This is a genomic window from Dactylosporangium sp. NPDC006015 (assembly GCF_040614215.1).
Taxonomy (GTDB): Bacteria; Actinomycetota; Actinomycetes; order Mycobacteriales; family Micromonosporaceae; genus Dactylosporangium; species Dactylosporangium maewongense.
Genome location: NZ_JBEXUD010000015.1, coordinates 199402 through 226142 on the forward strand (window position 1 = coordinate 199402; position 26741 = coordinate 226142).

Annotated in this window: 25 protein-coding genes; 18 read left to right on the plus strand and 7 right to left on the minus strand. The window is 74.8% G+C overall.

Going from position 1 to position 26741, the window contains the following annotated elements; all coding sequences use genetic code 11:
* Positions 1-2: 2 nt before the first annotated feature.
* From ABZ321_RS26995 to ABZ321_RS27015, 5 genes are read left to right on the plus strand one after another with little or no spacing between them, the layout of a single operon-like run.
* Positions 3-3011, plus strand: a complete 3009-nt coding sequence (locus tag ABZ321_RS26995) for an FAD-binding and (Fe-S)-binding domain-containing protein (RefSeq protein ID WP_354896123.1) — start codon at positions 3-5, stop codon at positions 3009-3011.
* Positions 3008-4117, plus strand: coding sequence for an enolase C-terminal domain-like protein (locus ABZ321_RS27000; protein WP_354896059.1), 1110 nt, complete (start codon positions 3008-3010; stop codon positions 4115-4117). Before ABZ321_RS26995 ends, ABZ321_RS27000 begins: the two co-directional genes overlap by 4 nt.
* A 44-nt stretch (positions 4118-4161) precedes the next feature.
* Positions 4162-4743 (plus strand): TetR family transcriptional regulator, encoded by a 582-nt coding sequence (locus ABZ321_RS27005; RefSeq protein ID WP_344505652.1) that lies wholly within the window; start codon positions 4162-4164, stop codon positions 4741-4743.
* Positions 4740-5399 carry a maleylpyruvate isomerase family mycothiol-dependent enzyme gene (locus tag ABZ321_RS27010; protein ID WP_354896062.1) on the plus strand — a complete coding sequence of 220 codons (660 nt, stop codon included), beginning with the start codon at positions 4740-4742 and terminating at the stop codon, positions 5397-5399. Before ABZ321_RS27005 ends, ABZ321_RS27010 begins: the two co-directional genes overlap by 4 nt.
* Positions 5400-8009: an AAA family ATPase gene (locus tag ABZ321_RS27015; RefSeq protein ID WP_354896065.1), complete on the plus strand. Its 2610-nt coding sequence runs from the start codon at positions 5400-5402 to the stop codon at positions 8007-8009.
* Between the two features lie 7 nt (positions 8010-8016).
* Here the strand turns inward: ABZ321_RS27015 and ABZ321_RS27020 are convergent, their stop codons facing one another.
* Positions 8017-8613 (minus strand): VOC family protein, encoded by a 597-nt coding sequence (locus tag ABZ321_RS27020; RefSeq protein ID WP_344505655.1) that lies wholly within the window; start codon positions 8611-8613, stop codon positions 8017-8019.
* A gap of 151 nt (positions 8614-8764) precedes the next feature.
* Between ABZ321_RS27020 and ABZ321_RS27025 the strand changes: the two genes are divergently transcribed.
* A complete protein-coding gene (locus ABZ321_RS27025) occupies positions 8765-10207 on the plus strand; it encodes a TerD family protein (RefSeq protein ID WP_354896068.1) in 1443 nt (480 codons plus the stop codon).
* 4 nt (positions 10208-10211) lie between these two features.
* Here the strand turns inward: ABZ321_RS27025 and ABZ321_RS27030 are convergent, their stop codons facing one another.
* Positions 10212-11165, minus strand: a complete 954-nt coding sequence (locus ABZ321_RS27030; RefSeq protein WP_354896070.1) for an NADP-dependent oxidoreductase — start codon at positions 11163-11165, stop codon at positions 10212-10214.
* A gap of 97 nt (positions 11166-11262) precedes the next feature.
* On the opposite strand from ABZ321_RS27030, the gene ABZ321_RS27035 reads away from it, so the two are divergent.
* Together ABZ321_RS27035 and ABZ321_RS27040 are read left to right on the plus strand one after the other, a co-directional pair.
* Complete coding sequence (locus tag ABZ321_RS27035; protein WP_344505658.1) at positions 11263-11862, plus strand: helix-turn-helix domain-containing protein; 600 nt, start codon at positions 11263-11265, stop codon at positions 11860-11862.
* 52 nt (positions 11863-11914) lie between these two features.
* On the plus strand, positions 11915-12694 hold the full coding sequence (locus ABZ321_RS27040; RefSeq protein ID WP_354896073.1) for an NAD-dependent deacylase: 780 nt from the start codon (positions 11915-11917) through the stop codon (positions 12692-12694).
* Here ABZ321_RS27040 and ABZ321_RS27045 read toward each other — a convergent pair.
* Both ABZ321_RS27045 and ABZ321_RS27050 read right to left on the minus strand, forming a co-directional pair.
* Positions 12675-12971, minus strand: coding sequence for a hypothetical protein (locus ABZ321_RS27045; RefSeq protein ID WP_354896076.1), 297 nt, complete (start codon positions 12969-12971; stop codon positions 12675-12677). The two genes, ABZ321_RS27040 and ABZ321_RS27045, sit on opposite strands and share 20 nt — an antisense overlap.
* Positions 12972-12973: 2 nt before the next feature.
* The gene (locus ABZ321_RS27050) at positions 12974-13636 is read right to left on the minus strand and encodes a DJ-1/PfpI family protein (protein ID WP_344505661.1); all 663 of its coding nucleotides are present in this window, start codon (positions 13634-13636) and stop codon (positions 12974-12976) included.
* Between the two features lie 95 nt (positions 13637-13731).
* Between ABZ321_RS27050 and ABZ321_RS27055 the strand changes: the two genes are divergently transcribed.
* Both ABZ321_RS27055 and ABZ321_RS27060 read left to right on the plus strand, forming a co-directional pair.
* Positions 13732-14670: a helix-turn-helix domain-containing protein gene (locus ABZ321_RS27055; protein WP_354896079.1), complete on the plus strand. Its 939-nt coding sequence runs from the start codon at positions 13732-13734 to the stop codon at positions 14668-14670.
* Positions 14671-14806: 136 nt separating this feature from the next.
* On the plus strand, positions 14807-15313 hold the full coding sequence (locus tag ABZ321_RS27060; RefSeq protein WP_344505663.1) for a GNAT family N-acetyltransferase: 507 nt from the start codon (positions 14807-14809) through the stop codon (positions 15311-15313).
* Positions 15314-15346: 33 nt separating this feature from the next.
* Here the strand turns inward: ABZ321_RS27060 and ABZ321_RS27065 are convergent, their stop codons facing one another.
* Positions 15347-15964 (minus strand): DUF4386 domain-containing protein, encoded by a 618-nt coding sequence (locus tag ABZ321_RS27065; RefSeq protein ID WP_354896082.1) that lies wholly within the window; start codon positions 15962-15964, stop codon positions 15347-15349.
* A 145-nt stretch (positions 15965-16109) separates the two neighbouring features.
* Between ABZ321_RS27065 and ABZ321_RS27070 the strand changes: the two genes are divergently transcribed.
* Positions 16110-18836 (plus strand): BTAD domain-containing putative transcriptional regulator, encoded by a 2727-nt coding sequence (locus tag ABZ321_RS27070; protein WP_354896084.1) that lies wholly within the window; start codon positions 16110-16112, stop codon positions 18834-18836.
* Positions 18836-19507, plus strand: a complete 672-nt coding sequence (locus ABZ321_RS27075) for a hypothetical protein (RefSeq protein ID WP_354896087.1) — start codon at positions 18836-18838, stop codon at positions 19505-19507. The genes ABZ321_RS27070 and ABZ321_RS27075 overlap by 1 nt, the downstream gene beginning before the upstream one ends.
* Here ABZ321_RS27075 and ABZ321_RS27080 read toward each other — a convergent pair.
* A complete protein-coding gene (locus ABZ321_RS27080; RefSeq protein WP_354896090.1) occupies positions 19497-19994 on the minus strand; it encodes a hypothetical protein in 498 nt (165 codons plus the stop codon). The two genes, ABZ321_RS27075 and ABZ321_RS27080, sit on opposite strands and share 11 nt — an antisense overlap.
* Before the next feature lie 98 nt (positions 19995-20092).
* Between ABZ321_RS27080 and ABZ321_RS27085 the strand changes: the two genes are divergently transcribed.
* The 6 genes from ABZ321_RS27085 (at position 20093) to ABZ321_RS27110 (ending at position 25916) form a co-directional block, all read left to right on the plus strand.
* On the plus strand, positions 20093-20752 hold the full coding sequence (locus tag ABZ321_RS27085) for a helix-turn-helix domain-containing protein (protein WP_354896093.1): 660 nt from the start codon (positions 20093-20095) through the stop codon (positions 20750-20752).
* 1 nt (position 20753) lies between these two features.
* Positions 20754-22202: an MFS transporter gene (locus ABZ321_RS27090; RefSeq protein ID WP_354896096.1), complete on the plus strand. Its 1449-nt coding sequence runs from the start codon at positions 20754-20756 to the stop codon at positions 22200-22202.
* A complete protein-coding gene (locus ABZ321_RS27095; protein ID WP_354896099.1) occupies positions 22117-23295 on the plus strand; it encodes a GNAT family N-acetyltransferase in 1179 nt (392 codons plus the stop codon). Before ABZ321_RS27090 ends, ABZ321_RS27095 begins: the two co-directional genes overlap by 86 nt.
* Before the next feature lie 44 nt (positions 23296-23339).
* On the plus strand, positions 23340-23852 hold the full coding sequence (locus tag ABZ321_RS27100; RefSeq protein WP_354896102.1) for a GNAT family N-acetyltransferase: 513 nt from the start codon (positions 23340-23342) through the stop codon (positions 23850-23852).
* Entirely contained in the window at positions 23849-24298 is a 450-nt protein-coding gene (locus ABZ321_RS27105; protein WP_354896105.1) for a DUF2004 domain-containing protein, read from the plus strand. The genes ABZ321_RS27100 and ABZ321_RS27105 overlap by 4 nt, the downstream gene beginning before the upstream one ends.
* Positions 24299-24359: 61 nt before the next feature.
* A complete protein-coding gene (locus ABZ321_RS27110; RefSeq protein WP_354896108.1) occupies positions 24360-25916 on the plus strand; it encodes a TIGR03086 family metal-binding protein in 1557 nt (518 codons plus the stop codon).
* A gap of 6 nt (positions 25917-25922) precedes the next feature.
* Here the strand turns inward: ABZ321_RS27110 and ABZ321_RS27115 are convergent, their stop codons facing one another.
* Positions 25923-26597: a hypothetical protein gene (locus ABZ321_RS27115; protein WP_354896111.1), complete on the minus strand. Its 675-nt coding sequence runs from the start codon at positions 26595-26597 to the stop codon at positions 25923-25925.
* Positions 26598-26741 lie beyond the last annotated feature (144 nt).

Here is a 26741-nt window from a genome sequence, read left to right on the forward strand (position 1 = left end):
CCCTGCTGCCGGCGCCCAGGGTCCGCACCGCCCGGCCCGCCGACGTCGACGCCCAGGGTCTGGCCGCCGCGCTGCGGCAGCGGATCCACGGCGGCGTGCGCTTCGACGACGGCACCCGCGCCCTCTACGCCACCGACGCCTCCAACTACCGGCAGGTCCCGATCGGTGTGGTGGTGCCGCGCACCCTCGACGACGTGGTCGCCACCGTGGCCACCTGCCGCGAGTTCGGCGCGCCGCTGCTGTCCCGCGGCGGCGGCACCAGCCTGGCCGGCGAGTGCTGCAACGTCGCCGTGGTCATGGACTTCTCCAAGCACCTCAACGCGATCGAGTCCATCGACGGGCAGCACCGGCGGGCGGTGGTGCAGCCGGGCCTCGTCCTCGACCAGCTCAACGCCGCCACCCGGCACCACGGCGGGCTGGTCTTCGGGCCGAAGCCCGCCACCCACAGCCACTGCACGATCGGCGGGATGATCGGCAACAACTCGTGCGGCTCCACCGCACAGTGGAGCGGCACGACCGCCGCCAACGTCGAGCGGCTGGAGATCCTCACCTACGACGGCGAGCGGATGTGGGTCGGCGAGACCTCCGACGAGGAGTACCGGCGGATCCTCGCCGCCGGCGGCCGCCGGGCCGAGATCTATCGCGCGGTGCGTGACCTGCGCGACCGGTACGCCGGACAGATCCGCGCGTTCCCGGCCCTGCCGCGGCGCATCTCCGGCTACAACCTGCCGGCGCTGCTGCCCGAGCACGGCATGAACCTCGCCCAGGCGCTGGTCGGCACCGAGTCGACCTGCGTGACCGTGCTGCGCGCGCAGCTGCGGCTGCTGCCCGAGCCGCCGAAGCACGTCCTGGTGCTGATGGCCTTCCCCGACATCGCCGCCGCCGCCGACGCGGTGCCCACCATCAACCGGTACGCCCCGACGGCCCTGGAAGGGCTCGACGACAAGCTGATCCGCTACGAGGGCGAGGAGCACATGCGCCCCGAGGCGCTGAAGCTCCTGCCCGAGCCGACGAACCACACCGGCCGCGGGGCGGCGTGGCTGATGGTCGACGTCGGCGCCGACACCGTCGAGGAGGCCAAGGACCGCGTCCACCGGATGCTCGACGAACTGGGCCACGACGAGGGCAAGGTCTTCGACGACCCGGAGCACCAGGCGCAGCTGTGGGCCGTCCGCGAAGGCGGCCTCGGCGCCACCGCCCGCACCCCCGGCGGGCCCGACACCTGGCCCGGCTGGGAGGACTCCGCCGTGCCGCCGGAGCGCCTCGGCGACTACCTGCGCGACTTCCAGCGGCTGCTGCACCGCCACGGCTACGACGCGGCCAGCCTCTACGGCCACTTCGGCGACGGCTGCCTGCACACGTCGATCCCGTTCGACCTGGTCACCGCGGGCGGTGTGGCCGACTTCCGCACCTTCGTGGAGCGGGCCGCCGACCTCGTCTCACACCACGGCGGGTCCTACTCCGGCGAGCACGGCGACGGGCAGGCCCGCGGCGAGCTGCTGACCAGGATGTACGGCCCGGACGTGGTCCAGGCCTTCGAGGAGTTCAAGGCGATCTTCGACCCGGACAACCGGATGAACCCCGGCAAGGTCGTGCACGCCAACCCGCTCGACGGCCAGCTGCGCCTCGGCGCCGGTTACGCCCCCGCCGAGCCGGCGACGTACTTCCGGTACACGGAGGACAGCGGCAGCTTCGCCCGCGCCGCGCTGCGCTGCGCCGGGGTCGGCGCGTGCCGCCGGCCGGAGCCGGACCAGGGCGTGATGTGCCCCAGCTACCAGGTCACCGGCGACGAGGAGCACTCCACCCGGGGGCGGGCGCGGCTGCTGTTCGAGATGGTGCGCGGCGAGACGATCACCGGCGGCTGGCGGGAGCAGTCCGTGGCCGACGCCCTCGACCTGTGCCTGGCCTGCAAGGGCTGCAAGCGCGACTGCCCCATGCACGTCGACATGGCCACCTACAAGGCCGAGTTCCTCGCCCATCACCACGCCGGACGGATCCGCCCCCGGTCCCACTACTCGCTGGGCTGGCTGCCGGCGGCGGCCCGGCTGGCGGCCCTGGCCCCCGACCTGGTCAACGCCGTCACGCACGCGCCCGTGCTCGGTGCCGCGGTCAAACGGCTCGGCGGCATCGACCCGCGCCGCGACCTGCCCCGCTTCGCCGGGGCCGGCTTCCAGCGGTGGATGCGCAACCGGACGCCGGGTGGCACCGGCGAGCGGGGCACCGTGCTGCTGTGGCCGGACACCTTCACCACGTACCTGTCGCCGGGCATCGCCGCGTCGGCGGTCGGCGCGCTGGAGGCGGTCGGCTTCCGGGTCGCGCTGCCCCACGGGCCGGTCTGCTGCGGGCTCACCTGGATCTCCACCGGGCAGCTCGGGATCGCCCGCCGGGTGCTGCGGCGCACCATCGACGCGCTCGCGCCGTGGCTGCGGGCGAGGGTCCCGGTCGTCGGACTGGAGCCTTCCTGCACGGCGGTGTTCCGCGGCGACGCGCTGGAGCTGCTCGGCCACGACCAGGACGCGCTGCGGTTGCGCAAGCAGACGCGGACGCTCGCCGAGCTGCTCGTCACCGACCACGACATCGCGCTGCCCGAGCTGCGCGGCGACCACGGCGGCCGGCCGCACGCGATCAGCCAGACGCACTGCCACCACCACGCCGTGCTCGGCCACGACGCCGACGCCGAACTGCAGCGCCGGGTCGGCCTGGACGTCGAGCAGCTGGCATCCGGCTGCTGCGGGCTGGCCGGGGACTTCGGCATGACCCCGGACCACCGCGACGTCTCCCTCGCCGTCGGCGAGCAGGTCCTCCTGCCGGCGGTCCGGGCGGCCGCGCCCGGCACGATCATCCTCGCGGACGGCTTCTCCTGCCGCACCCAGATCGAGGAGGCGGGCACGGGCCGGCACGCGCTGCACCTCGCCGAGGTCGTCAACGCCGCGCTGCGCGGCGTGCCGGCCGGCGAACGGCCCGAACGCGCGCTGTCGGTGCGTCCGGAGGCGAGAGCGGTGCGGTCGTGACCGCCGCCGAGGCGCCCGTCGAGCGGGTCGCCGCGGCGGTGTACCGGATCCCCACCGACGCCCCGGAGGCCGACGGCACCATCGCCTGGGACAGCACCACCATGGTCACCGTCACCGTGACCGCGGGCGGGCGGACCGGGCTCGGCGCCAGCTACACCGCGTCGGCCGCCCAGCACCTCGTCGAGCAGACCCTCGCCCCGGTGGTCACCGGGCGCTGCGCCCTCGACGTGACCGCCGCCTACCAGGCGATGCACCGTGCCGTGCGCAACATCGGCCGGCCCGGGGTCGCCGCCACCGCCATCTCCGCCGTCGACATCGCCCTGTGGGACCTCAAGGCCCGGCTGCTGGACCTGCCCCTGGCCCGCCTGCTCGGCGTCGTGCGGACCGCGGTGCCGGTCTACGGCAGCGGCGGGTTCACCACGTACGACGACCGGCAGCTCACGGCCCAGTTCGGCGGCTGGGTCCACGAGCAGGGCATCCCGCGGGTCAAGATGAAGATCGGCGAGTCGTGGGGCGGCCACGTCGAGCGGGACCTCGCCCGGATCCGGCTCGCCCGCCAGGTCATCGGACCGCACGCGGCGCTCTACGTCGACGCCAACGGCGCCTACCAGCGCAAGCAGGCGATCCGCGTCGCCCAGGCAGCCGCCGGGCACGACATCGCCTGGTTCGAGGAGCCGGTCTCCTCCGACGACCTCGACGGGCTCCGGCAGGTCCGCGACGCGGTGCTCCCCGACGTGGCGGCCGGCGAGTACGGCTACGACCTGCCCTACTTCGCCCGCATGATCGGCGCCGGGGCGGTCGACTGCGTCCAGGCCGACCTCACCCGCTGCGGCGGGATCACCGAGTGGCGCAACGTCGCCGCCGTCGCCGCCCACGGGCTGCAGGTCTCCGGGCACTGCGCGCCGCACCTGCACCGCGACGTCGCCGCCGCCACCCCCAACCTGCGCCACCTGGAATGGTTCCACGACCACGTACGTATCGAGTCGATGCTCCTCGACGGTGCCGCCGCACCGGACCCCGGCGGCACCCTGGCGCCGAACCTGTCCGCCCCCGGGCACGGCCTGTCCCTCGACCAGGACCGCGCGCAGCAGTACCGGATCGGCTGATACTACGATTGCAGTTGCAGGAACTACCATCGTAGTATCGGTGCATGGCGAACCGCCGGGACGACCTGCTCGACGCCGCGATCACCGTGCTCGGTGAGCGCGGCATCCACGCGCTGACCCACCGCACCGTCGACGCCACCGCGGGGCTGCCGCCCGGCTCGACCTCCAACCACTTCCGCACCCGCGGCGCGCTGCTGGACGCGGTCGTCGAGCGCTTCGTCACCCGCGAGCGCGCCAACTGGGAGGACCTCGCGACCCGGCTGGCGCCCACCACGCCGCACGAGCTCGCCCGTGCCCTCAGCGCGTTCGCGCAGCAGGCGACCGGCCCGCAGCGCACCCTCACCCTCGCCCGCTACGCGATCCTCGTCGAGGCCGCCAACCAGCCGGAGCTGCGCGCCACCCTCGCCGCCGGCGGCGCCCGCGTCAACGCCTGGTTCATGAACTGGCTGCGGACCGCCGGCTCCACCGACCCGCCGCACGACGCGCCGCTGATCATGAACCACTGGACGGGGCTCGTCCTGCACCAGCTCGCCATGCCGGACCCGGCGTTCGACCCGGTCGAGCAGATCACCGCCCTCGTCACCACCGTCATCCGTCCCCGCGCAGCGGAGGTACCGGCGCCATGAACCGCGACCAGATCTGGCCCGTCATCCACGCCCAGCGCGGCGCCGTCGCGGCGCTGCTGGAGACCCTGTCCGACGAGGAGTGGCACCGGCCGTCGCTGTGCGAGGGCTGGACCGTGCGTGACGTCGCCGCGCACCTGACCCTGCAGGAGGTCGGGTTCGGCGGCGCGCTCGGCATGCTGCTGCGCTGGCGCGGCAGCCTGGACCGGACGATCCAGCACGCCGCGTACCGGCGCGCCGCCGCGCTCAACACCGGGCAGATCGTCGCCGGGGTCCGCGGTACACCCGACGCCCGCAGACACAACTTCGGCGTCACCCACCTGGAGACGCTCACCGACATCCTCGTGCACGGCCAGGACATCGCCGTCCCGCTCGGCCGCGACCTGCACACCCCGGCGGAGGCCGCTGCCGTCGCGACCACCCGCACGCTGACCATGCGGCTGCCTCCGCCGCTGCCGTCGGCGAAGCGGCTCGCCGGCTTCCGGCTCGTCGCCACCGACACCGCCTGGGCGCACGGCGAAGGCCCCGAGGTCCGCGCCCCGATGGCTGCGCTGCTCCTGCTCGCCTGCGGCCGCCTCACCGCCCTGCCGCAGCTCAGCGGCGCCGGCGCGGCGGAGCTCACAGGCCGCCTGAGCGCCGGCGCACGGCACAATGGGTAGGTGCGAGCGAAGATCACCCGGCCCGAGCTGCGAGGCCGGCGCCACGAGCGGGAGGCGCTCGACCGGCTGATCCGTGACGTGCGCGCCGGCCACAGCCGGGTCCTCGTCCTGCGCGGCGAGGCCGGCGCCGGGAAGACCGCGCTGCTCGACCAGGTCGCCGGCGACGCCACCGCGGTGACGGTCGCCAGGGCCGCCGGGGTCGAGCCGGAGACCGAGATCGCCTACTCGGCGCTCCAGCAGCTCCTCGCCCCGCTGCTCGGCCACCTCGACGCGCTGCCCGAGCCGCAGCGGCGCGCGCTCGGCACCGCGTTCGGGCTCACCGCCGGCGACCCGCCGGAGGCGCTGCTCGTCGGGCTCGCCGTCCTCGGCCTGCTCGCCGAGGCCGCCGCGGAGCGGCCCCTGGTGTGCGTGGTCGACGACGCGCAGTGGCTCGACCGGATGTCCGAGGTCATCCTCACGTTCGTGGCCCGGCGGCTCGACGCGGAGTCGGTGGCGCTGGTCTTCGCCGCCCGCACGCCCGGCGGCGACCGGATCCTGGCGGACCTGCCCGAGCTGCGCGTCGACGGGCTGCCGGAGGCCGACGCGCGGGCGTTGCTGGATTCGGTACTGCCGGGCCCCGTCGACGACCGCGTGCGGGACCGCATCGTCGCCGAGACCCGCGGCAACCCCCTGGCGCTGCTGGAGCTGCCCCGGGAGCGGACCGCGGCGGAGCTCGCCTTCGGCTTCGGCGGACCGGGCGGCGCGCCCGTCGCCGGGCAGGTCGAGGAGGACTTCCAGCGGCGCGTCGCCGCCCTGCCCGCCGACACCCGCACCCTGCTGGCCGCCGCGGCCGTCGAGCCGGTCGGCGACCCCGCCCTGCTGTGGCGCGCCGCCGGACGGCTCGGCGTCGGCATGGACGCGGCCGCCGCCGCGGAGCAGGCCGGCCTGGTCGAGTTCGGTGCGCTGGTACGGTTCCGCCATCCGCTCGTCCGATCCGCCGCCTGGCGCGCCGCCGGCCCGGCGACGCTCCGTGACGTGCACGCCGCCCTCGCCGCCGGCACCGACCCCGGCCTCGACCCCGACCGGCACGCCTGGCACCGCGCGCACGCCGCGACCGGCCCCGACGAGGACGTCGCCCTGGAGCTGGAGCGGTCCGCGGACCGGGCCCTCGCCCGCGGCGGGCGGGCCGCGGCCGCCGCGTTCCTGGAGCGCGCCGCCGAGCTGACCACCGACCCGAAACACCGCTCGGCGCTGCTGCTCGCCGCCGCGCGGGCCCGGCTCGCCGCCGGCGCCGCCGACCGCGTCCCGGACCTCCTCGCCGCGGCGGGGCTCGGCCCGCTCGACCCGCTCCAGCAGGCGCGCGCGGAGCGGCTGCGGGCCCAGGCGACCCTCGCGCTCGACCCCGGCCCGGCCGCCGGCCCGGCGCTGCTCGCCGCCGCCCGGCGCCTCGAGGCACTCGACCCGGCGGCCGCCCGGGAGACCTACCTGTCCGCGCTCGGCGTCGCCGACCCCGCCGGCGACGAGCTACGGCGGACGGCGGAGGCGGCGCTGGCCGTGCCGGCGGCGGACGACGCGCCGGGAGCGCTGCTCACCGGCCTCGCGACGTGGGCCCTGGACGGACCCGCCGCCGCGGTGCCGGCGCTGCGGCGGGCCCTCGACGCGATCGACCCGGCCCGCGGCCTCGACCTGCTGTGGCTGGCGGTGCCGGCCGCGCTGGAGGTGTCCGACGTCGCGACCGCGCACCGGCTCAGCGGCGCGGCGACCGGCGCGGCGCGTGCGGCCGGGGCGCTGTCCGTGCTGCCCGTCGCGCTGACGCTGCACGCCGGGACGCTGCTGCTCATGGGCCGGTCCGGCGAGGCGGCGGACCTGCTCGCCGAGTGCGAGGGGCTCGCGGCGGCCACCGGCGCCGCCCGGCACGCCGACGTCGGCTGCGGGCACGCGTCGCTCGCCGCGCTCACTGCCACCCCCGCCGCGCTCACCGCCACCCCCGCCGCGCTCGACACGCTCCAGGGCGCGGCGGCGCACCCGGCGCTGGGCATGCGGGCGCTGGTGCTGTCCGAGGTCGTCGAGGCCGCGGTACACGCGAACGAGCCGGCCGTCGCCGCGGACGCCCGGGACCTGCTGGCCACGCACGCCGCCGCGACCGGCACGGACTGGAGCCTCGGCGCCCTCGCGCTCGCCGACGCGCTGACCGAACCCGCCGACGGCCGCTTCCGCGAGGCCGCCGCCCGGTTCGAGGCCGCCGGGCTGGGCCTGCTCACGGCCCGCGCCCGCCTGCTGCACGGCGAGTGGCTGCGGCGCGAGGGCCGCCGCGCCGACGCCCGGACCGTGCTGCACGCCGCGCACGACGCGTTCGCCGGCATGGGCCTGCGCGCGTTCGCCGAGCGGGCGGCCCGGGAGCTCGCCGCGACGGGTGAGACCGTCCGTAAGCGGTCGGAGGGCCCGTCCGACGAGCTCACCGCGCAGGAGGCGCAGATCGCCCGCCTCGCGGTCGCGGGCCGGACCAACCCGGAGATCGGCGCCGCGCTGTTCCTCAGCCCCCGCACCGTCGAGTGGCACCTGCGGAAGGTGTTCGGCAAGCTCGGCATCACGTCCCGGCGCGAGCTCGCCGCGGCGCTGGTCCGGCCCTGACGGCCGCTCAGCTCCTGAGGCCGGCGGCCTCCGCCATGTACGTGGCGTACCAGGCGGGCCAGTTCTCGTCGGCGCGGCCCAGCTCCTGCTCGTGCCGGCCGTGCGCCGCCGCCGCCTCGCGCAGCGCGTGCTCCAGCTCCGCCACCGAGCCGAAGTTCGCGTGGTCGACGCGGCCCGGCAGGCGGCGGGTGATCTCCTGCAGCACGAACTCGTTGCCGTCCGGGTCGGTGAACGACGCGAACGACGCGTACGACTGCCGCCGCGGATCAGGTCCGGGCGCCCGTGCCTCCGTGCCGCCGTGATGGAAGACGCCGCCGGCGTCGTGGAACACCTCGCTCACCTCCACCCCGCGGGTCGCCAGCTCCTTCTGCGCCGCGACGACGTCGTCGACGACCAGGTGCACCCCGCGCACCGAGCCGGGCTCCGCGTCGGTGACCCGGTCACCGAAGATGATCGACGTGGCCGACCCGGGCGGGGTGACCTGCACGACCCGGAACTCGTCGGCACCGGTGAAGTCGGCGTCCTCCCGGCAGCCGATCCCGAGGTAGAACCTCTTGGCCCGGTCGACGTCCGAGACCGGCAGCACGACGATTTCGAGCTTCATGTCCACCATGCCGGTGCACTGCCCACTCCGGCGCGCATCTACCTCCCCCGCCCGACCCATTGCCACCCTTCCGCCTCCTCCGCCCCGCCGCCTTCTCCACCCCCTCGCGGCCCGTCGTATTGTGAGGGTCTGACGGGGAGAGGACGGGTCTATGTCGATGCTCAAGGGCGCCAACATGCCGGTGCAGGCGCCGGTGGTCCGGGCCGTGCTGGGGTGGCAGAGCGGGCCGGGCGTGCCCGACGCGGACGGCTCGGCGCTGCTGCTGACCGGCGGCGGCAAGGTCCGCGACGACAACGACTTCGTGTTCTACAACCAGCCGGCGCACCCGGCCGGCGCGGTCCGGCACGAGGGGAAGGCGACCGCGGGGACCCAGGTCACCGACACGGTGCTCGTCGACCTGGCCCGGGTCGAGCCGGCGATCGAGCGGATCGTGCTGGCCGCCTCCGCCGACGGTGGCACGTTCGGGAAGGTGCCGGGGCTGCACATCCGGCTCCTGGACGCGACGAGCGGTGCGGAGGTCGCTCGCTTCGACAGCCCCGGTGCCACGACCGAGACGGCGTTCATCTTCGGCGAGTTGTACCGGCGGGCCGGGCAGTGGAAGTTCCGGGCGGTCGGGCAGGGGTACGCCTCCGGGCTGGCGGGACTGGCCCGCGACTTCGGCATCTCGGTCGACGACGCGCCCGCGCCGACACCGACACCCGCGCCCGCCGCGCCGGCGCCCGCCACGCAGGGGTGGCCCTCGGTGACCGTGACCGGGCCCGACGGGCAGCCGCAGCGGATCGGGCTGCCCGCGACGGTGCCCCCGCCCGTCGCCCCGCCCCCGCCCGCTCCCCCGGCGCCGCCCGTCGCGCCGCCGGCACCCATCGCGCCGCCGACTGAATACCCGCCGCCCATCTCGAACCTGCCCATGGCGCCGCCACCCCCGGTCGGGCCGCCGGCTCCTGCCGCGCCGGTGCGGCTGTCCAAGGTCACGCTCACCAAGCAGGCGCCGACGGTGTCGCTCGCCAAGCAGGGCGGCCGGTCCGGGTCGCTGCGGGTCAACCTCAACTGGAGCATGCGCTCGCTCGGCAAGCGCGGCCTCTTCGGCAAGCAGAGGACCGCGCACCTGCCCGACCTGGACCTCGACCTGTGCTGCCTGTGGGAGCTCATGGACGGCCGGAAGGGCATCGTCCACCCGCTCGACAACCAGTTCGGTCAGCTGAACGACGCGCCGTACATCATGCTCGACGGCGACGACCGTACCGGCGCCAACGAGGCGGGCGAGAACCTCACCATCAACCTCGACCACACAGACAAGTTCCGCCGGATCCTCGTCTACGCCAGCATCTACGACGGTGCCGACTCGTTCGCCGGCCTCGACGCGGTCGCCACCCTGTATCCGCAGCACGGGGCCCCGATCGAGATGCGCCTCGACGAGTGCACCGTCATGGCGCGGGCCGGCGTGCTGTTCCTCATCGAGAACGTCAACGGCGAGCTGGTCGTGCGGCGCGAGTCGCGGTACATCATCCCGGCGCCCGGCCAGTTCCGGAACCAGGCCGTCGACCTCGCCTACAACTGGGGCCTGTCGTGGGTGGCGGCGGGGCCGAAGACCTGACGGGTCACACGACGACGACCAGCTTGCCGGTGGTGTGCCGGCGGGCGAAGTCGACGCAGGCCTGCGCGCCCTCGGCGAGGGTGTAGCGACGCCCGATCGTCGCCCGGAGGCCGGCGTCCGCGACCTCGCGCATGCCGCCGTGGACGCCTTCCATGTCGAGGACGAACCTGAGCTCGACGTCGTCGCGGCCGGTCCAGTCCTGCCGCGGCACCGGGAACGTGATGGTGAGCAGCCGCCCGCCGGGCCGGACCGCGGCCGCGACGCTCGTCAGCGCGTCGCCCGGCAGGGTGAGGTTGAACGCGGCGTCGACGCCCGACGGGTAGCCGGGCTCGGCGTATCCGATCGTCTCCGCGGCGCCGAGGTCGCGCAGCAGGCCGGCGTCCTCGTCGGTCGCGGTGGCCACGACCTCGGCGCCCGCCGCGGCGAGCAGCGGGACGAGGGTCGTGCCGACGCCGCCGGTCGCGCCGACGACCAGGACCCGCTCGCCTGGGCGGACGCCGGCGGTGGCCATCAGCGCCCGCGCGGTCAGGCCGGTGGTGGCGAGCGCCGCGGCGTGCTCGGCCGTCAGGCCCGCGGGGCGGTGCGCGACGAACGGCGTGTCCGCCTCGACGACCGTGTATTCGGCGAGGGAGCCGGTGCTCATCGACGGGCGCGGGCCGAGCATCGGGCGCAGCGCCCGGGGCGCTGCGTAGCCGAAGATCTCGTCGCCCTCGGCGTAGCCGGTCACGCCCGGTCCGGTTTCGGCGACCGTGCCGGCGAAGTCGTTGCCCGGCACGTGCGGGAACGTCAGGGGCGTCGTGTCGCGGAACCGTCCGCTGGGGATGACGACGTCGCCCGGGTTGATCGAGGCGGCGGCGACACGGACCAGCAGCTGGCCCGGTCCGGGCCGCGGGACCGGCAGCTCGCCGACCGTGTACCCCTCGGGTGGTCCGTAGTCACCGGCGATCACTGCGCGCATGAGGTCCTCCGGAATCCATAAACGGACCAATCGGTCCGCTTCTAGTGGAAACACTAGTCATAAACGGACCGCGCGGTCAACTTGTACGATGGCCACCATGACCTCGAGCCGCCCACAGCGCGCCGACGCCGCGCGCAACCGGGCGGCGCTGCTGGCGGCCGCCGCCGACGAGTTCGCGGAGCGGGGCATGGACGCGTCGGTGGCCGACATCGCCCGCCGCGCCGGCGTCGGCAAAGGCACGGTGTTCCGCCATTTCCCGACGAAGGACGACCTGATCGCCGCGATCGTGCTCGACCGGGTGGACGAGCTGACCGCGGCCGGCGATCGCCTGCTCGGCGAGGCCGATCCGGGCGTGGCGCTGCTGGCGTTCATGACCGCCGCCGCCCACCAGCGCCAGCAGCGCGACCTGTCGTTCCTGCACGGCGCCGGCGACGTCGACCCCGCGGTGACCGGCGCCCGTGAGCGGATGTACCGCGTGATCCACGACCTCGTCGACCGGGCCCGCGACGCCGGGGCGGTGCGCCCCGACGTGACCGGCGCCGACGTGATCCTGCTGATGTGCGCCCCGAACTACGTCGCCGGCTACGTGCCGGACGCGTCACCGGACCTGTGGCGCCGATACCTGGGCATCCTGTTCGACGGTCTCCGCCCGCAGGGCGCCCACCCGCTCCCGGCGCCACCACCCACGCTCGCCTGACCCGCCAGGCCTCGCGCTCGGCTCGACGAGCATCCATGGCAGGATGCGGCGCATGCAGCGTGTCCTGCCCGACGGCGTCGCGGAGCGCATCGCGACCGCCGGCCGGGTCGTCGTGTTCACCGGCGCCGGGATCTCCGCGGAGAGCGGCGTGCCGACGTTCCGCGACGCCCTGACCGGCCTGTGGTCCCGGTTCGACGCGTATGAGCTGGCCACCCCCGAGGCGTTCGAGGCCGACCCCGCGCTCGTCTGGGGCTGGTACGAATGGCGCCGCGCCGCCGTCCGCAAGGCCGAGCCCAACGCCGGGCACGTGGCCGCCGCCGCCCTCCAGGCGCTGGTGCCTGGCACCGTCGTCGTCACGCAGAACGTCGACGACCTGCACGAGCGGGCCGGCTCCAAGGACCCGGTGCACCTGCACGGCAGCCTCTTCGCGCCCCGCTGCGTCGCCGGTCACCCGTTCGACGCGCCGTCCGGCGACGACGACGTCCCCGACGACCTCGGCCCCGTCCCGCCGCCGCGGTGCACGGCGTGCGGCGCGCTGGTGCGGCCCGGCGTCGTGTGGTTCGGCGAGGCGCTGCCCAGGGCGGCCTTCACGGCGGCCGTCGAGGCGGCGTCCTCCTGCGACGTGCTGTTGAGCATCGGCACGTCCGGCGTGGTGTACCCGGCGGCCGAGCTGCCCGTGGTCGCCACCCGCTCCGGGGCGACCGTCATCCAGGTCAACCCGGACGAGACGCCGCTGGACGACATCTGCGACGTCAACCTGCGCGGCACCGCCGCGCGGCTGCTGCCCGCCCTCTACGCCGAGGTCAAGGAGCTCACCGCCGGCGGCCGGTGACCTTCGAGGCGGGGAGGCGGCCGGCCTTGGCGGTGCCCGCCAGGGTGTCGCCGTCGATGGTCACGTCGAAGACCAGGTTGAGCCGCAGGGGCCGGGTGACGGCCTGCTTCCAGGTGAGCCGGTCGCCGTCGAGGGTGACGTCGGTGAGGGGGACCTCCTCTCCTTCACCGGCGGCGACACCGGTCAGGGCGGCACCGTCGCGGCGGATCACCGCCGTGGCGTTGATCCTGCCGATGGGCGTGGCGATGGTCAGGTCCCAGGTGCCTTCGGCCGTCATGTTCACCACGCCCCGGCGGGCTGCGGGCCGGCGTCGCGCCAGACGGTGCCGCGCCGTTCGTAGGCGAACAGTTCCTCGACGGCGTGCGCGATCCGCGGACCGAGCTCGCGCTCCAGGAGGTACAGGGCGAGGTCGAGCCCGGAGGTGACGCCGGCGCCGCTGACGAAGTCACCGTCGTCGACGACCCGCGCGTGGACGGCGCGCACGCCGGTGGCGTCGAGCAGGTCCAGGCCGAGGTGGTGGGTGGTGGCATGGCGGCCCTCCAGCAGGCCCGCCATGGCGAGGACCAGGGATCCGCCGCACACCGAGGCGACCGTCACGGCCGGCTCGTCCATCGCCGCCTTGAGCAGCCCCGGCAGGTCGGTGGTCAGGGTCCGGCCCAGCAGGACCGGGATCGAGTCGTCGGTGGGTTCGTCCTCGGGGTCGCCGACGCGGCCGGCGGCGCCGGGCACGACGACCAGCCCCGGACGCGACGGGTCGAGGGCCGCGGTCGCCCGCAGCGCCAGGCCGCCGGTGCCGCTCACCACCTCCCTGGGGCCTTCGGCGGAGACGAGCGCCACGGTCAGGGCCCCGCCGGCGGCGACGGCGCCCGCGTGCAGCACCTCGTACGGTGCGATGACGTCCAACGGGTCGAAGCCGTCGAACAGGACTATCTGCGCATGCATGCGACTCACGCTAAGGACCTGGTGGCGGCGGCCCCAGTGGCATTCGTGACCACTTCCGACGGGATTTCGCCAACCCGTGCGGTACCGTGCCGGCCATGCACATCGTCGCCGTGCTCGCCTTCGACGGGGTGATCCCGTTCGACCTGGCCACCCCGATCGAGGTGTTCACCCGCACGTGCCTGCCTGGCGGGAGCCCGGGCTACGAGGTCCGGGTCTGCGCCGAGCGCCCGCACGTCGACGCGGGCGCGTTCACCCTGACCGCGCCGTGGGGCCTCGACACCCTGGCCGAGGCGCACACGGTCGTCGTGCCCGGCACCGCCGACCCGGCCGCCGCGCTGACCCCGCCGGTCCGGGCCGCCTTGCGTACCGCGGCGGCGAACGGCACCCGGATCGCCTCGATCTGCGCGGGCAGCTTCGTGCTCGCCGCCGCCGGCCTGCTCGACGGGCTGCGGGCCACCACCCACTGGATCGCCGCCGGCAGCCTCGCGGCCGCGCACCCGTCGGTGGACGTCGACCCCGGCGTGCTGTATGTCGACAATGGACAGATCCTCACCTCCGCCGGCGCGGCGGCGGGCCTGGACCTGTGCCTGCACATGATCCGCCGCGACTACGGGTCCGCGGTCGCCGCCGCCGCCGCGCGGCTGTCGGTGGTGCCGCTCGAACGCGAGGGCGGCCAGGCGCAGTTCATCGCCCACGACCACCCGCCGACCCCGCAGGGCGCCGAGCTCGAGCCGCTCCTCACCTGGCTCCAGCAGCACCTGCGGCGCGACCTGACCCTCGCCGACATCGCCGCGCAGGCCGGGATGAGCACCCGCACCCTGATCCGCCGCTTCCGCGACCAGACCGGCCTGACCCCGCTGCAGTGGCTGCACCGCGCCCGCGTCCGCCGGGCCCAGCATCTCCTGGAGACCACCCGCCACTCCGTCGAACGCATCGGCGCCGAGGTCGGCTTCGGCTCACCGACCGCGTTCCGCGAACGCTTCAAACGCACCACCGGCGTCAGCCCGCAGACCTACCGCCACTCGTTCAGCTGACCCGCGCACACCCCCGCCGCGTCCCGGAAGCCGGAGCCCGCGCCCGCCGCCCGGCGCCGCTGAAGGACCGCGCCCACCTCTAAGGTTTCCCGGCAAAAACAGCGACACCGGGGCCCGGGTCGATGACGATGGGCGGATGGCGATGGTGGTACGGCAGGTACAGGCGGGCGACGGCCCCGGGCGGGCACGGCTGTGGCAGGAGAGCGGCGCGTTCTTCGCCGGCCTCGACCCGGCCACCGCGCAGGAGCCGCAGACCGACGGGCTCGTGGAGTGGCACGAGGAGCTGCACGCGCGGTACGCGGACGACCCGACGGTGCTGATGCTGGTCGCCGAGCAGGACGGGGACATCGTGGGGGCGGCGGTGGCGCGGGTCGAGGAGCCGCTGCCGACCGCGCACTGGCAGCTGCAGCGCGACCTCGCCCACCGGCGGGTCCACGTCGACGCGCTGACGGTGGCCGGCGGCGCCCGCCGCGGCGGGGTCGGGTCCGCGCTGATGGCCGAGGTCGAGCGGTGGGCGGTCGAGCGCGGCGCGGCGGCGATCATGCTGGAGACCGGCGTGGACAACCCGACGTCGATGCCGTTCTACGAGCGGCGCATGGGCTACACCCGGCACGAGGTCGTGTTCCGCAAGGACCTGCGGTGACCGCCGGCCGCGCTCGAAGCAGTCGTGCCGTGATCAGCCCGTCGGTGTCCGGAAGCCCTTCACGAGCAGCCAGACCGCCAGGACCATCTCGTTCACCGCGAGCGGGACCACCAGCGCCGCGTGCGCGGGTGACGCGGTGGTGAGGCCCCCGAACATCACCAGGCCGGCGTCGGTCACGTACAGCGCCACCCCGGCCAGCGCCCAGCCCGGGAGCCAGCGGGGGACGAGCCGTGACCGGAAGAGCACGACGTTGAGCAGCAGCGCGCTGAGGCAGAAGAACAGCGCGGCCGGCGCGTAGCCCCACGTGTCCTGCGTGTCCAGCACCGACCGCACGGCCGGGTCGAGGCCGCCGTCACCGGCCGCGACCAGGATCAGCGGCCCGAACGCGGCCGGCAGCAGCAGCACCACCTCGACCGTCCGCGCCACCACGTAACCGACCGCGGAGCTCTCGCTGTACACCTTGAGCACCGGGAACAGCGCCGCCGGGATCATCGCGATCGCTCCGGCCATCACCAGCACGGCGAGCGCGCCGGCCGACTGCCGGTGCGCGCCGCCGCCGGTGCCGCCGCCGAGCAGCGCCGCGCTGATCACCCCCGCGACCGTCGCGGTGATGAAGAGGGCGCCGGTCACCCGTGCCGCCGTTCGATGCATGTCGTTCGCTCCTGTCTCGTCGGTGCGCCCATGCTCGCGGCCGCCGGTGTGGAGCGGGTGTGCGTCCGGTTGGGGAACGGGGTTGCCGCCGGTTCGCGGCGCGTGGCAAGCTCGCCGCACGTCGTCGGCCCGTGGGAGCAGCGCTGTGGTGCGGATCGGTCTGCTCGGTGGGGTGCGCGTCACCACCGACGACGGTGAGCCTGTCGACATCGGCTCCGCGAAGACCCAGACGCTCCTGGCCGCGCTCGCCCTCTCCCCCGGCACGCCGCTGCCCCAGTCGCGCCTGGTGGACCTCGTGTGGGGCGACGACCCGCCCCGCACCGCGCACAAGACCCTGCAGTGGCACGTCGCGCAGCTGCGCAAGGGGCTCGGCGGGCCGGCGATCACGCGGGTCGGCGACGCGTACCGGCTGGACGTGCCGCCCGACGCCATCGACGTCGCCCGCTTCCGGCGGCACGTCGGCGACGGCGACCCCGGCGCCGCGCTCACCCACTGGGGTGGTTCGCCGCTCGCCGGGCTGGACGCGCCCGGGCTTGCCGGCGCGGTGGCGGGGCTGACCGAGCAGTGGGCGGCGGCCGTCGAGGCCGACCTGGAGCGCCGCGCGGCGGCGGACCCGCGTGGTGTCGTGCCCGCGCTCACCGAGTTCGTCGAGCAGCACCCGCTGCGGGAGCGCGCGTGGGCGGTGCTGATGACGGCGCTGTTCCGGGCGGGGCGCCAGGCGGACGCGCTCGCCGCGTACCGGCGCGCCCGCCATCACCTCGTCACCGAGCTCGGCGTCGAGCCCGGCCCCGAACTGCGCGCCGCCGAGGCGCAGATCCTCGCCCACGACGAGCGGCTCCGCGGCGCCGCGTCCTCGACCGCGCTGTTCGGGCGCGACCAGGACCTGGCGGCGACCCTCGACGCCATCGCCGCGGCGCCGGTCGTGACGCTGGTGGGGCCCGGCGGGATCGGCAAGACCCAGCTCGCCCTGGCGGCGGCGGGCGCGTCCGGGGGCGACCACTGGTTCGTCGAGCTGGCCGGGATCGTTTCGCCGGCGGATGTACCGCAGGCCGCCGCCGACACGATGAACCTCCCGCACCGCCCGGGGCAGACCCTCACCCAGTCGATCGTCACGGCCCTGCGCACCGGTCCCGCGCTGCTGGTCCTCGACAACTGCGAACACGTCCTCGACGGCGCCGCCGCCCTCGCCCAGGCCGTCGCCGCCGGCTGCCCCGCCGCGCGGGTCCTCGCCACGTCGCGGGAGCGGCTCGGCCTGTCCGGTGAGCGGGTCCTCGCCGTCGGCCCCCTCGCACCGCACGCCGCCGTGTCGCTGTTCCACGCCCGGGCCACGGCCGCCGACCGCACCTACGACCCGCAGGCCCACCCGGCCGCCGTCGCGGAGCTGTGCCACCGGCTCGACGGCATCCCCCTCGCCATCGAGCTGGCCGCCGCCCGCACGGTCAGCCACCGCCCGCCGGATCTCGTCGCCCGCCTCGACGACCATCTGCGCGCCACCGGCGCCCGCCGCACCGGCACCCCGCGCCACCGCACCCTGCGCGCCGCCGTCCAGTGGTCGTTCGACCTGCTCACCCCCGCCGAGCAGGTCCTGTTCCAGCAGCTGTCGGTCTTCGCCGGTGGGTTCGACCTGCCGGCCGCGGTCGCCGTGACCGACGTCGCCGACGTTGCCGACGTCGACGACGTGCTCGCGGACCTCGTCGGCCGGTCGATGCTCACGGTCGCGTTCGGCCCGGACGGCAGGCGCTTCCGGCTGCTGGAGACCATGCGGCAGTTCGCGGCCGAGCGGCTGCGCGAGCGCGGGCACGCCGACCTGGTCGCCGCGCGGCACGCCCAGTGGTGCGCCGGCGCGGTCGGCGCCGTCCACCGCCTGCTCACCGGCCCGGACGAGGCGCTGGGCGTCGCCCGGCTCGCCGAGCTCTGGCCGGACCTGCGCTCCGCGGTCGTCCGGGCCCGCACGACCGCGGACGTCGCCCTCGCCGACGCGCTGGTCCGCCCGCTCGTCACGGAGCTGCCGCTGCGCGGCCGGCAGGAGCTCGGCGACTGGGCCGAGCACATCCTGGACCTCACCACGGCGCACGACGGTGACCTGCGCGCGTTCTGGCTGCTCTGGGCCGCCGAACGGCACACGCAGCAGGCCGACCCGGAGGCCTACCGGCGCCTCGCGGACCGGTACGCCGCACCGGACCTGCCGCTGTGCCGCTGGGCTTCCGCGTACGCCACCGGCGACGGCCCGGGGCTGCGGGAGTGCCTGCCGGACGCGGTCGGCGCGCTGCACCGGCAGGACGAGCCGTACCTGGCCGCGTTCCTGAGCATGACGTCGGCGGGGCCGCTGCTCGGCATCGGCCGCTTCGCGGAGGTGGACGCCACCGTCGGTGCGCTCGCCGACCGGTACCGCGGCGGCGGCCCGCCGACCCTCCTGCACTGGGCGCTGCAGACCCTGGCCTACTCCGCCGCGTTCCAGGACCGCTCCGACGACTCGTCCCGCTACTTCGACGAGGCCGCACGCGTCGACGTCCCGCCCGGCACGCTGTCGGCGAACGCCACCGCCGAGGCCCGGTCGGCGTTCCGGCGCGGGGAGCGGCAGCGGGCGCTGCGACTCCTGCTGTCCTATGTGGACGAGCTCCTCGACACCGCGAACGTCGTCGCCGCGAGCGTCGTGTGCATCGAGTTCGTCAACATGACCGCGGCCCTCGGGCTGCTCGCGGAGGCCTCCCGCATGTACGGGTACCTCGCCTCGGCGAACGACTTCGGCGCGATGGCCGCCCGTACCCTCGTGCCGATGGCGCCGGCGCTCACGGTCGACGCCGCGGCGCGCGTCGACGACCGCACCGCGCTGCTCTACATGCGTGAGGTGCTGACCGGCCTGGTGACCTGATGGACCTGCAACCGTCGGAGCTGGCGCTGCGGGACTGGGTGCGGACCCGCCTGAACGCGTCCATCATCCGCGAGATCGCCGCCCTCGACTACGGCATGCGGGTCGACGGGCACCGACGCGCGATCGAGGAGCTGCTGGTCGCCCGGCGCCTGCCCGACGAACTGGAGTGGGAGCCGGGCGAGGTGCTCTCGCTGTGCGCCTCCACCCCCATCGCCGACCGCCACCCGGTGCCCGGCTCCGCCGGCTGGCGCGCCCACGTCGCGCGGCTGTTCGCCTGCACGATACTCACCCGCACCGGTGAGGCCGCCCACCTCAGCTCGCTGGTCGAGTCGGCGCTGGACCTCGGCCCCGAGGCGACCGCGCAGGCCGCGCGCTTCCTCGCCTGGTGCCGCATCCACACCCCGGGCTGCTGGCGCGACGAGCCCGTGTCGCGGCCGTTCCTCACGTTGGGGCTGCTGCTGATGTACGACGACCCGCGGCTGCGTGACGAGTTCGCCGACGAGGTGCGCGCGGCGGTCCCGGTCGAGCTCTGGTGGGCCGACGACACCCCGTCGGCGCCGCTGAAGGAGGCCACCGGCGGCCCGGCGTGGCGGGTCTGGCGCTCGCTCGTCGACCGCCACACCGAGCACGCCCTTCTGCGGTCGTGGTTCCGGCTCGACGTCAGTCGCTGACCCCGAGGTGCAGCAGCCAGACCCGGCCGCCCGCGAGGACGACCAGGTCGACGTAGGCCGCCTCGTACCAGCCACGACACTCGACCGTGAGCTCCCACGCCTCGGCGCCGCCCGGCCACAACCGCGCCAGCAGCGCCGTCACCCACGCGGCCAGCCCGTCGGCGACCGCCCGCGGCGCCGCCGCCCCGGCCCAGGCGTCCGGCTGCCGCGTCGGCACGAAGAACCCCGGCAGCGCCGCACCGACCACTGTGGACCAGTCGACCGGCGCCAGCCGGGCGACCGCGCAGTCCTGCGGCAGCAGCGCCTGCACGCTCGCCGGGACACCGCCGGCCACGAGGGGCGCGTCTTCAAGCGTGAACGTGCACGCGTGGTCGGCCTCCTCGAAAAGGTCCTCGAGGACCTTCAACGCGTGCCGGACCATGTCGGGCACCGCGTCGATCCGTGCGTTGCGGCCCGCCGACAGCGCCGCCCAGTCGAATCCCGTCACGCGGGCCACAGTAGCGGCATCCAGTGCTCCAGCTGGGGTCTTCTCCGCCAGGTGCTGCCGACCCTGACGAGTCCTCCAGTACAGGAGCGATAACGCCGTTGCGTGCGCCGATTCCAAGCATCTGCTTGACATTGCCAGAAGGGTGGCAGCACACTCCAAGCATGTCTTTGGAATCTCGCCACACCCAGCGGATCCTGGACGATCCGGTGACCATCCGGGCGCTGGCCCACCCACTTCGGATCAAGCTGCACGAGCTGGTCGGTCGGCAGGGCCCGACAACCGCGGCGCAGGCGGCCCGGCAGCTGGGCGTCAGCCAGGCGTTGGCCTCCCACCACCTGCGTCAGCTCGCCAAATACGGCTTCGTCGAACCGGCCGACACCACCAACAACCGGGACCATCCGTGGCAGGTCACCGCCACGTCATATTCGGCGGCACGGACCGGACAGGACGAAGCCAGTGCCGCGGTCGACGTCCTGGACCAGATGGTGGCCGAGCGTGGCGTCGAACACCTCGCCGCGTGGCACCGCCGTCGCGACCAGTACGACCCGCGATGGCAGCGCAACGCCGGCGTCGCCCAGAGCCTGGTCTACCTGACGGTCGAAGAGTTCACCGAGCTGCATGAGGCGCTGGACGCCCTGATCACGCCACTCGTCGAACGGCGCCGCCTTGGCGAACACGCCGCCCGGCCCGCCGACGCCCAACCGGTGAACCTGACCTTCATCAGCGTCCCGGTCGAACCGACCGCCACCGACGGCTGAGATGCGCACGCTGTGGCGGGTACTGACCCGCTACCGCGACCTGCGGCTGCTGCTGTCGGCCGGGCTCCTCTCGCTGACCGGTGACTGGATCCTGCGCACCGGCCTGGCCTACCACGTCTACGCACTGACCGGCTCCACCCTCGCTTCGGCCGCCACTCTGCTGGCCGCCCTGCTCCCGCAGATAGCGCTCGGCTCGCTCGCCGGGGTCTACGCCGATCGGTGGGACCGCCGCCGCACCATGGTCGTCACCAACCTGCTCCTGGCCATCGGGTTGCTGCCGCTCCTCGCTGTCCACAGTAGAGACCAGGTCTGGATCATTTACCTGGTCACCGTCGCGCAGAGCAGCCTCGCTCAGTTCTTCATCACCGCCGAGGCAGCCATGGTGCCCCACACGGTGCCGTCGTGTGACCTCGTGACCGCCAACGCGCTCAACGGACAGAACCGCGACATCGCCCGGCTGGCCGGCGCCGCGCTCGGCGGTCTCGCCGCCGGGCTGGGCGGCATCACCGCACTGACCCTCATCGACATGGCCAGCTTTGCCGTCGCCGCGGCGATCATTGCCCTGATCCGCCACCCGGCCGGTCCCGCGTCTCGACCGGCGCCAGCACACCATGCGATCCGCGAGCTCACCCATGGCGCGCGAATCGCCACTCACCACCCAGCGCTGCGCCTCCTGCTCCTTTTCGTGCTGATCATCGGGTTGGGCGAGGCGATCATGGGCACACTCATGGCCCCGTTCGTCCGCGACATCCTGCACGGCGATGCCGAAACCTACGGTCTGATCCTGTCCAGCCAGGCCGTCGGCGGCATCATCGGCGGCCTCATCGTCGCCGCCGCTGGAAACCGCTTCTCGCCACGCCACCTTCTCGGCTACGGCGCCCTCGCCTTCGGCGGGCTGGACCTGGCGCTGTTCCTCTACCCGCTCCAGACCCAGGCGCTCTGGCCGGCGTTCGTCCTCATGATCGCCATCGGACTGCCCGGTGCTCTCACCATCACCGGCCTGTTCACTCTGCTCCAGACCACCACCGACGACGCCCACCGCGGGCGGATCTTCGGCCTCGTCAACGCGATCCAAGGTGCCGCGATGCTCGCCGGGACACTCGCCGCCGGCGTCTTCAGCAGCCAGCTCGGCATCATCCCTGTCATCGCTTTCCAAGGCGTCGGCTACTGCGCCGCCGGCGCACTCATGCTGCTGTTCTTGACCCGAGCAACCAATCCGACCCCCCAACCATCAACCACGCCAGCAGCATCACTCGATCAACCAACGCCCGTATGGCGCGACGTTGCCGCTGCCGCATGGGCCGTACGAAACCCCGATTGTGGGTGTCCAATACCCGTACCACGGGCGCGGTACGGTGGGCGGCGTGGAGCTGGCCGGTGGACTGGTGGTGCGGGCGGCGCGGCCCGCGGATCTCGAACAGATCGGGGTGCTGCTCGCCGACCGTGGTGAGCCCGCCGACCGGCAGGACCACCGGCTGGTGGTCGAGGACGCCGACGGTGGGTTCGACGCGTGCGGGGTGGTCGTCGACGGGGACCGGGTCGTGTCGACGGCGACGCTGCTGGACGAGACCGTCGTCCTCAGCGGGGTGGCGATCCCGGCGGGGCAGGTGGAGCTGGTCGCGACCGACCGCGAGTACGAGGGGCGCGGGCTCGTCCGGGCGCTGATGGGCTGGGCGCACGAGCGGTCCGCCGCCCGCGGGCACCTGCTGCAGGTGATGATCGGGATCCCGTACTTCTACCGGCAGTTCGGCTACCAGTACAGCATCCCGATCCCGCACAGCAGAGCGGTCCACACCGTGCCGGCTATGCCCGCCGGGTGTGCGGTGCGGGTCGCGGGGCCGGACGACATCGCGGCGATGGCGCGGCTGCAGGACGCGGTGCAGCGTGCGTACGACGTGAGCATGCCGCACTCGCCGCTGTGCTGGCGGGCGCTCGTCGCACGGGCGGGCAGCAGCCAGGTCGTCGTGGAGCGGGCCGGGCGGATGATCGGCACGGGCCGGGTCACGCCGCCGGACGAAGGCGTGGTGCTGGGCGAGGTCGGCGCCACCGAACCGGACGCGGTCGCCGCGCTGCTCGCCCACGCCGCCACGCTCGCGGGCGGCGAACCGTTCTCGGCGAAGGACCGCGGCGGCCTTCTCCACCCGTACCTCGCGCCGCCCTCACCCGAGGCGAACGACTACTACCTGCGCATCCCCGACGTCGCGGCGCTGCTCGACCACCTCAGGCCCGGACTGTCGGCGCGCCTGCGCCACCACGACGGCGAGGACGACGTCGTCGTGTCGTTCTTCCGCCGGCACGTCCGGCTGCGGCGGGCCGGCGGCGCGGTGACCGAGGTCGTCGCGGGCGGCCCGATGCAGGGCCCCGCCTCGCACGGCGGCGCGGGCGTGGCGCCGGACCTCGTCGGCCCGCTGCTCTTCGGCCCGCACGGCATCGAGGGCCTCGCCGCCTGGCACGCCGACGTCTACCCCGGCCCGAACGCCGACCTGATGCGGTCACTGTTCCCACCGGTGACAGCGGACCTGCTCACGTTCTACCTGCCGTGACGAGACCCGGGCCGGCAAGCGGCCGCGAAGGGTACGGTCGGCGGGTGCCCGAACTCATCGCGCCCGATGCCGGCCTGCACAGCGCCTGGCTCGAGGCGCACGCGGAGTGGGGCCCCGGCACGCACGAGGACGGGTTCGGTCTCGCACCCACCGACGACGTGCACTCTCCCGCCGGCTTCGCCACGTGGGTCGCCCGCCTCGCCGCTCGCTCGGTGCCGGACGGTACGGGCCGCCACCGCTGCCGGCACCGCTGGATCGTCGAGGACGGCCGCGTGCTCGGAGCGATCGCGCTGCGCCACGGTGACGACGACTACGTGCGGTGGGCCGGCCACATCGGGTACGGCATCCGCCCCACCGCCCGGCGGCGCGGCCTCGCCACGTGGGCGCTCGCCCGTACCCTCGCCGACGCCCGCGGCCTCGGCCTGACGGGACTCTTCACCGTCTGCGCCGTCGACAACGAGGCCTCGGCGAAAACCCTGGAGCGCGCCGGCGGCGTCTTCGAAGGCATCCGCGACACGCCGTTCGGGCCGGTCCGCCGGTACGGTTTCGCGTCATGACCCCGCACACCGTCACGCACCCGGTCTTCGGCACGGTCGAGTTCGACCCGGCCGGCCGTTCGTGTCAGTGGGAGACGACAACTGGCACGGTCCGTGTGGACCTGACGTTCGACGGCGCCACGATCGCCGCCCCGGCGCTGGACGAGGTCGCCCCGTTCATCACGGACCTCGCCACCTTCGACGCCCACGCCCGCGCCGCCATCGAGGACGACGTCGACGCCGTCCTCGGCGACTACCTCGACTTCGACGGCGCCGACGCGCTGCCGCACACCACCCCCGACGTGTTCCCGGCGGCGCTGCACCTGGTCCGCGTCGGCCTGTACCCCGGCGACCCCGAGACCGGCGCGGTCTTCGACTACACCCTCGGCGAGGACCTCACCGACCACCTCGTCGCCGTCCGCTTCGGCCCCGGCCGCACGGTCGACGACGTCGCGGTGGAGAGCTGACCGATCACCGGGGCGAAACCCCGTTTGACTCTCCCATGGTGGGAGAGTCGAAGGTGTGGGAGTGGATGGCGACGGGCTGTGGAGCATCGGGGAGCTGGCGAGGCGGACCGGGCTGCCGGTGAAGGTGGTCCGGCACTGGTCGGACATCGGGGTGGTGCCGGCGACGGGGCGGAGCACGGGCGGGTACCGGCGGTTCGACGCACAGGCGCTCGCGCGGCTGGAGCTGGCGCGGACGCTGCGGGAGCTGGGGCTCGGGATGGCGGCGATCCGGGAGGTCGTCGACCGGGAGCGGAGCATCGCCGAGGCGGCCGCCGTGCACGCCGACGCGATCGAGGTGCAGGTGCGGTCGCTGCGGTTGCAGCAGGCGGTGCTGCGGTCCGTCGCGCGGCGGGCCGCGACCGCCGAGGAGCTCGCCGAGCTCAGCCGGCTGGCGCGGCTGTCCGCCGCGGAGCGCACCGCGGTCGTGCACGGGTTCGTGCAGGAGGCCGTCGGCGGGCTGGACGTGCCGACGTATCGGGAGGGGCTGCTCGCGGCGACGCCAGACCTGCCCGAACAGCCGACCGACGAGCAGCTCGACGCGTGGCTCGAGCTCGCCGCGCTGGTACGGACGCCCGCACTACGGGCGGCGCTCGCGCGGATGGCCGCGTACGCCGCGGAGCACGCACCCGGCGAGCACGGCAAGGAGGACCTGGCGGCGGTCGAGCGGCTCACGGACCTGTGGGTGGAGCGGGTCACGGCGGCGATGGACGCCGGCGTCATGCCCGACTCACCCGCGGCGGACCCGGTCGTCGCCGGCATCGTCGAGGCGTGGATCCCGACGCAGGCCCGCACCGGCCTGGACGTCAACGGTGACGGCGAGGCGGCGCGGGCGGGGCTGCTGGAGCAGCTGGAGGTCGCCGCGGACGCCGGGGTCGAACGGTACTGGCAGCTGCTCTGTGTCATCAACGGCTGGCCGGTCCGGCCCAGCATCGCCGCGCCCGGCCGGTGGCTGACGACCGCACTACGGGCGAACCCGGCACCCGGCGCCCGTACCGCCGCCATCGCCGCGGTCCTGGAGGAGGACGGCGACCCGGAGGCGATGCTCGCCGCCTGCGAACAGGTCCTGGCGGCGGTGGGCGCGATCGTCGCCGAGGTGCCCGCCGACCGGTTCCGCGACGGCACGCCGTGCGCCGGTTGGGACGTACAGACGCTGCTGAACCATCTCGTCTACGAGAACCTGCTGTGGACCGGCCTCGCCACCGGCGCGCCGCGCGGGGACTTCGACGCCGACCATCTCGGCGGCGACCACGCCGCGGCGTTCCGATCCGCCGCCGGCGGCACCCTCGCCGCGTTCCGGCGGCCGGGGATGCTGCGGGAGCGGTTCGGGCCGGCGCCCGGCTGGCGGCTGGTCGAGCAGGTCGTCATCGAGATGCTCGTGCACGGCTGGGACCTGGCCCGGGCGCTCGGCCGGCCGACGGACCTCGTGCCGGACGTCGCCGAGGCGGTGCTGCCGGCGGTACGGGCGATGTACGGCGACCTGCCCCGTACCCCCGGCGGGTCGTTCGGCCCGGAACAGCCCCCGCCCGCAGGCGCGACCGCCGCGGACCGGCTCGCCGCCTACCTCGGGCGCCGCCCCTGACGCGGGTCAGCCGCCCTTCTGCTCGGTGGCCGGCGGGCGCAGGCGCACGGCGACGATCGTGGCGCCCTTGCCGTCGTACGCGGTGATGAGCGGATACCGGTCGTCGGGCAGCGGCGTGGTGCGCCCCTCGCCGGCCGGGACGTTCTGCGGGATGGGCTTGCCGTGCCGCTGCACCCAGAAGATGGTGACCGCCGGGTTCCTGCTCCACTTCGCGTACTTCGCCTCGACCGTCTTGCCCTCGGCCTGGCTGGTGACGCGGGTGGCCTCGGCCCACACGGCGCCGACCTCGACGAGCGTGCCGTCGGGCGTGACGCACTGCATGAGCCCGAACACCCGCCCCGGCTCGACCGGACCCCACTCGGCCATGTACCCGGTGCCGCCGGCGCAGATGGTGTCGACGCGGACCTCACCCGTACCGGTGTCACGCCACGCCTGGTCCAGGTACGGGCGCTCCGGCGCGCCCCAGAAGTACAGCACCATCTCCTTGCCCTTGATCACGACCCCGGTCGGCACGGTGTCGCCGACGGGCAGCGCGCTGGGATTGACGGTGATCGGCACCGGCGACGGCGTCACGGGCCCGCCGGCCTGCTCCCCGCCGGTCTTCGCCGCGCACGCGGCCGCCCCCACGACCATCAGGCAGGTCGCGACGACGCCGCTCACCGCGATGACAACCTTGCGCATGCGAACCTCCTCGGCCGTGCCCCGTGCATCCATTGACAGTCCTCCCCGTCCTAAAGGGCGGGGATTCCCTGGGTCACCCCAGGGGGTTCCTGCTTCACCGACGACTGCCTCGTCCGAGAGGACTCTCGTTGAGGTCTTACACCG

Bases quoted from the DNA above. Each gene is read 5' to 3' on its own strand.
- ABZ321_RS27005 (WP_344505652.1), top strand. From the start codon at position 4,162: ATGGCGAACCGCCGGGACGACCTGCTCGACGCCGCGATCACCGTGCTC.
- ABZ321_RS27010 (WP_354896062.1), top strand. From the start codon at position 4,740: ATGAACCGCGACCAGATCTGGCCCGTCATCCACGCCCAGCGCGGCGCC.
- ABZ321_RS27020 (WP_344505655.1), bottom strand. From the start codon at position 8,613: ATGAAGCTCGAAATCGTCGTGCTGCCGGTCTCGGACGTCGACCGGGCC.
- ABZ321_RS27025 (WP_354896068.1), top strand. From the start codon at position 8,765: ATGTCGATGCTCAAGGGCGCCAACATGCCGGTGCAGGCGCCGGTGGTC.
- ABZ321_RS27030 (WP_354896070.1), bottom strand. From the start codon at position 11,165: ATGCGCGCAGTGATCGCCGGTGACTACGGACCACCCGAGGGGTACACG.
- ABZ321_RS27035 (WP_344505658.1), top strand. From the start codon at position 11,263: ATGACCTCGAGCCGCCCACAGCGCGCCGACGCCGCGCGCAACCGGGCG.
- ABZ321_RS27040 (WP_354896073.1), top strand. From the start codon at position 11,915: ATGCAGCGTGTCCTGCCCGACGGCGTCGCGGAGCGCATCGCGACCGCC.
- ABZ321_RS27045 (WP_354896076.1), bottom strand. From the start codon at position 12,971: ATGACGGCCGAAGGCACCTGGGACCTGACCATCGCCACGCCCATCGGC.
- ABZ321_RS27050 (WP_344505661.1), bottom strand. From the start codon at position 13,636: ATGCATGCGCAGATAGTCCTGTTCGACGGCTTCGACCCGTTGGACGTC.
- ABZ321_RS27055 (WP_354896079.1), top strand. From the start codon at position 13,732: ATGCACATCGTCGCCGTGCTCGCCTTCGACGGGGTGATCCCGTTCGAC.
- ABZ321_RS27060 (WP_344505663.1), top strand. From the start codon at position 14,807: ATGGCGATGGTGGTACGGCAGGTACAGGCGGGCGACGGCCCCGGGCGG.
- ABZ321_RS27065 (WP_354896082.1), bottom strand. From the start codon at position 15,964: ATGCATCGAACGGCGGCACGGGTGACCGGCGCCCTCTTCATCACCGCG.
- ABZ321_RS27075 (WP_354896087.1), top strand. From the start codon at position 18,836: ATGGACCTGCAACCGTCGGAGCTGGCGCTGCGGGACTGGGTGCGGACC.
- ABZ321_RS27090 (WP_354896096.1), top strand. From the start codon at position 20,754: ATGCGCACGCTGTGGCGGGTACTGACCCGCTACCGCGACCTGCGGCTG.
- ABZ321_RS27105 (WP_354896105.1), top strand. From the start codon at position 23,849: ATGACCCCGCACACCGTCACGCACCCGGTCTTCGGCACGGTCGAGTTC.
- ABZ321_RS27115 (WP_354896111.1), bottom strand. From the start codon at position 26,597: ATGCGCAAGGTTGTCATCGCGGTGAGCGGCGTCGTCGCGACCTGCCTG.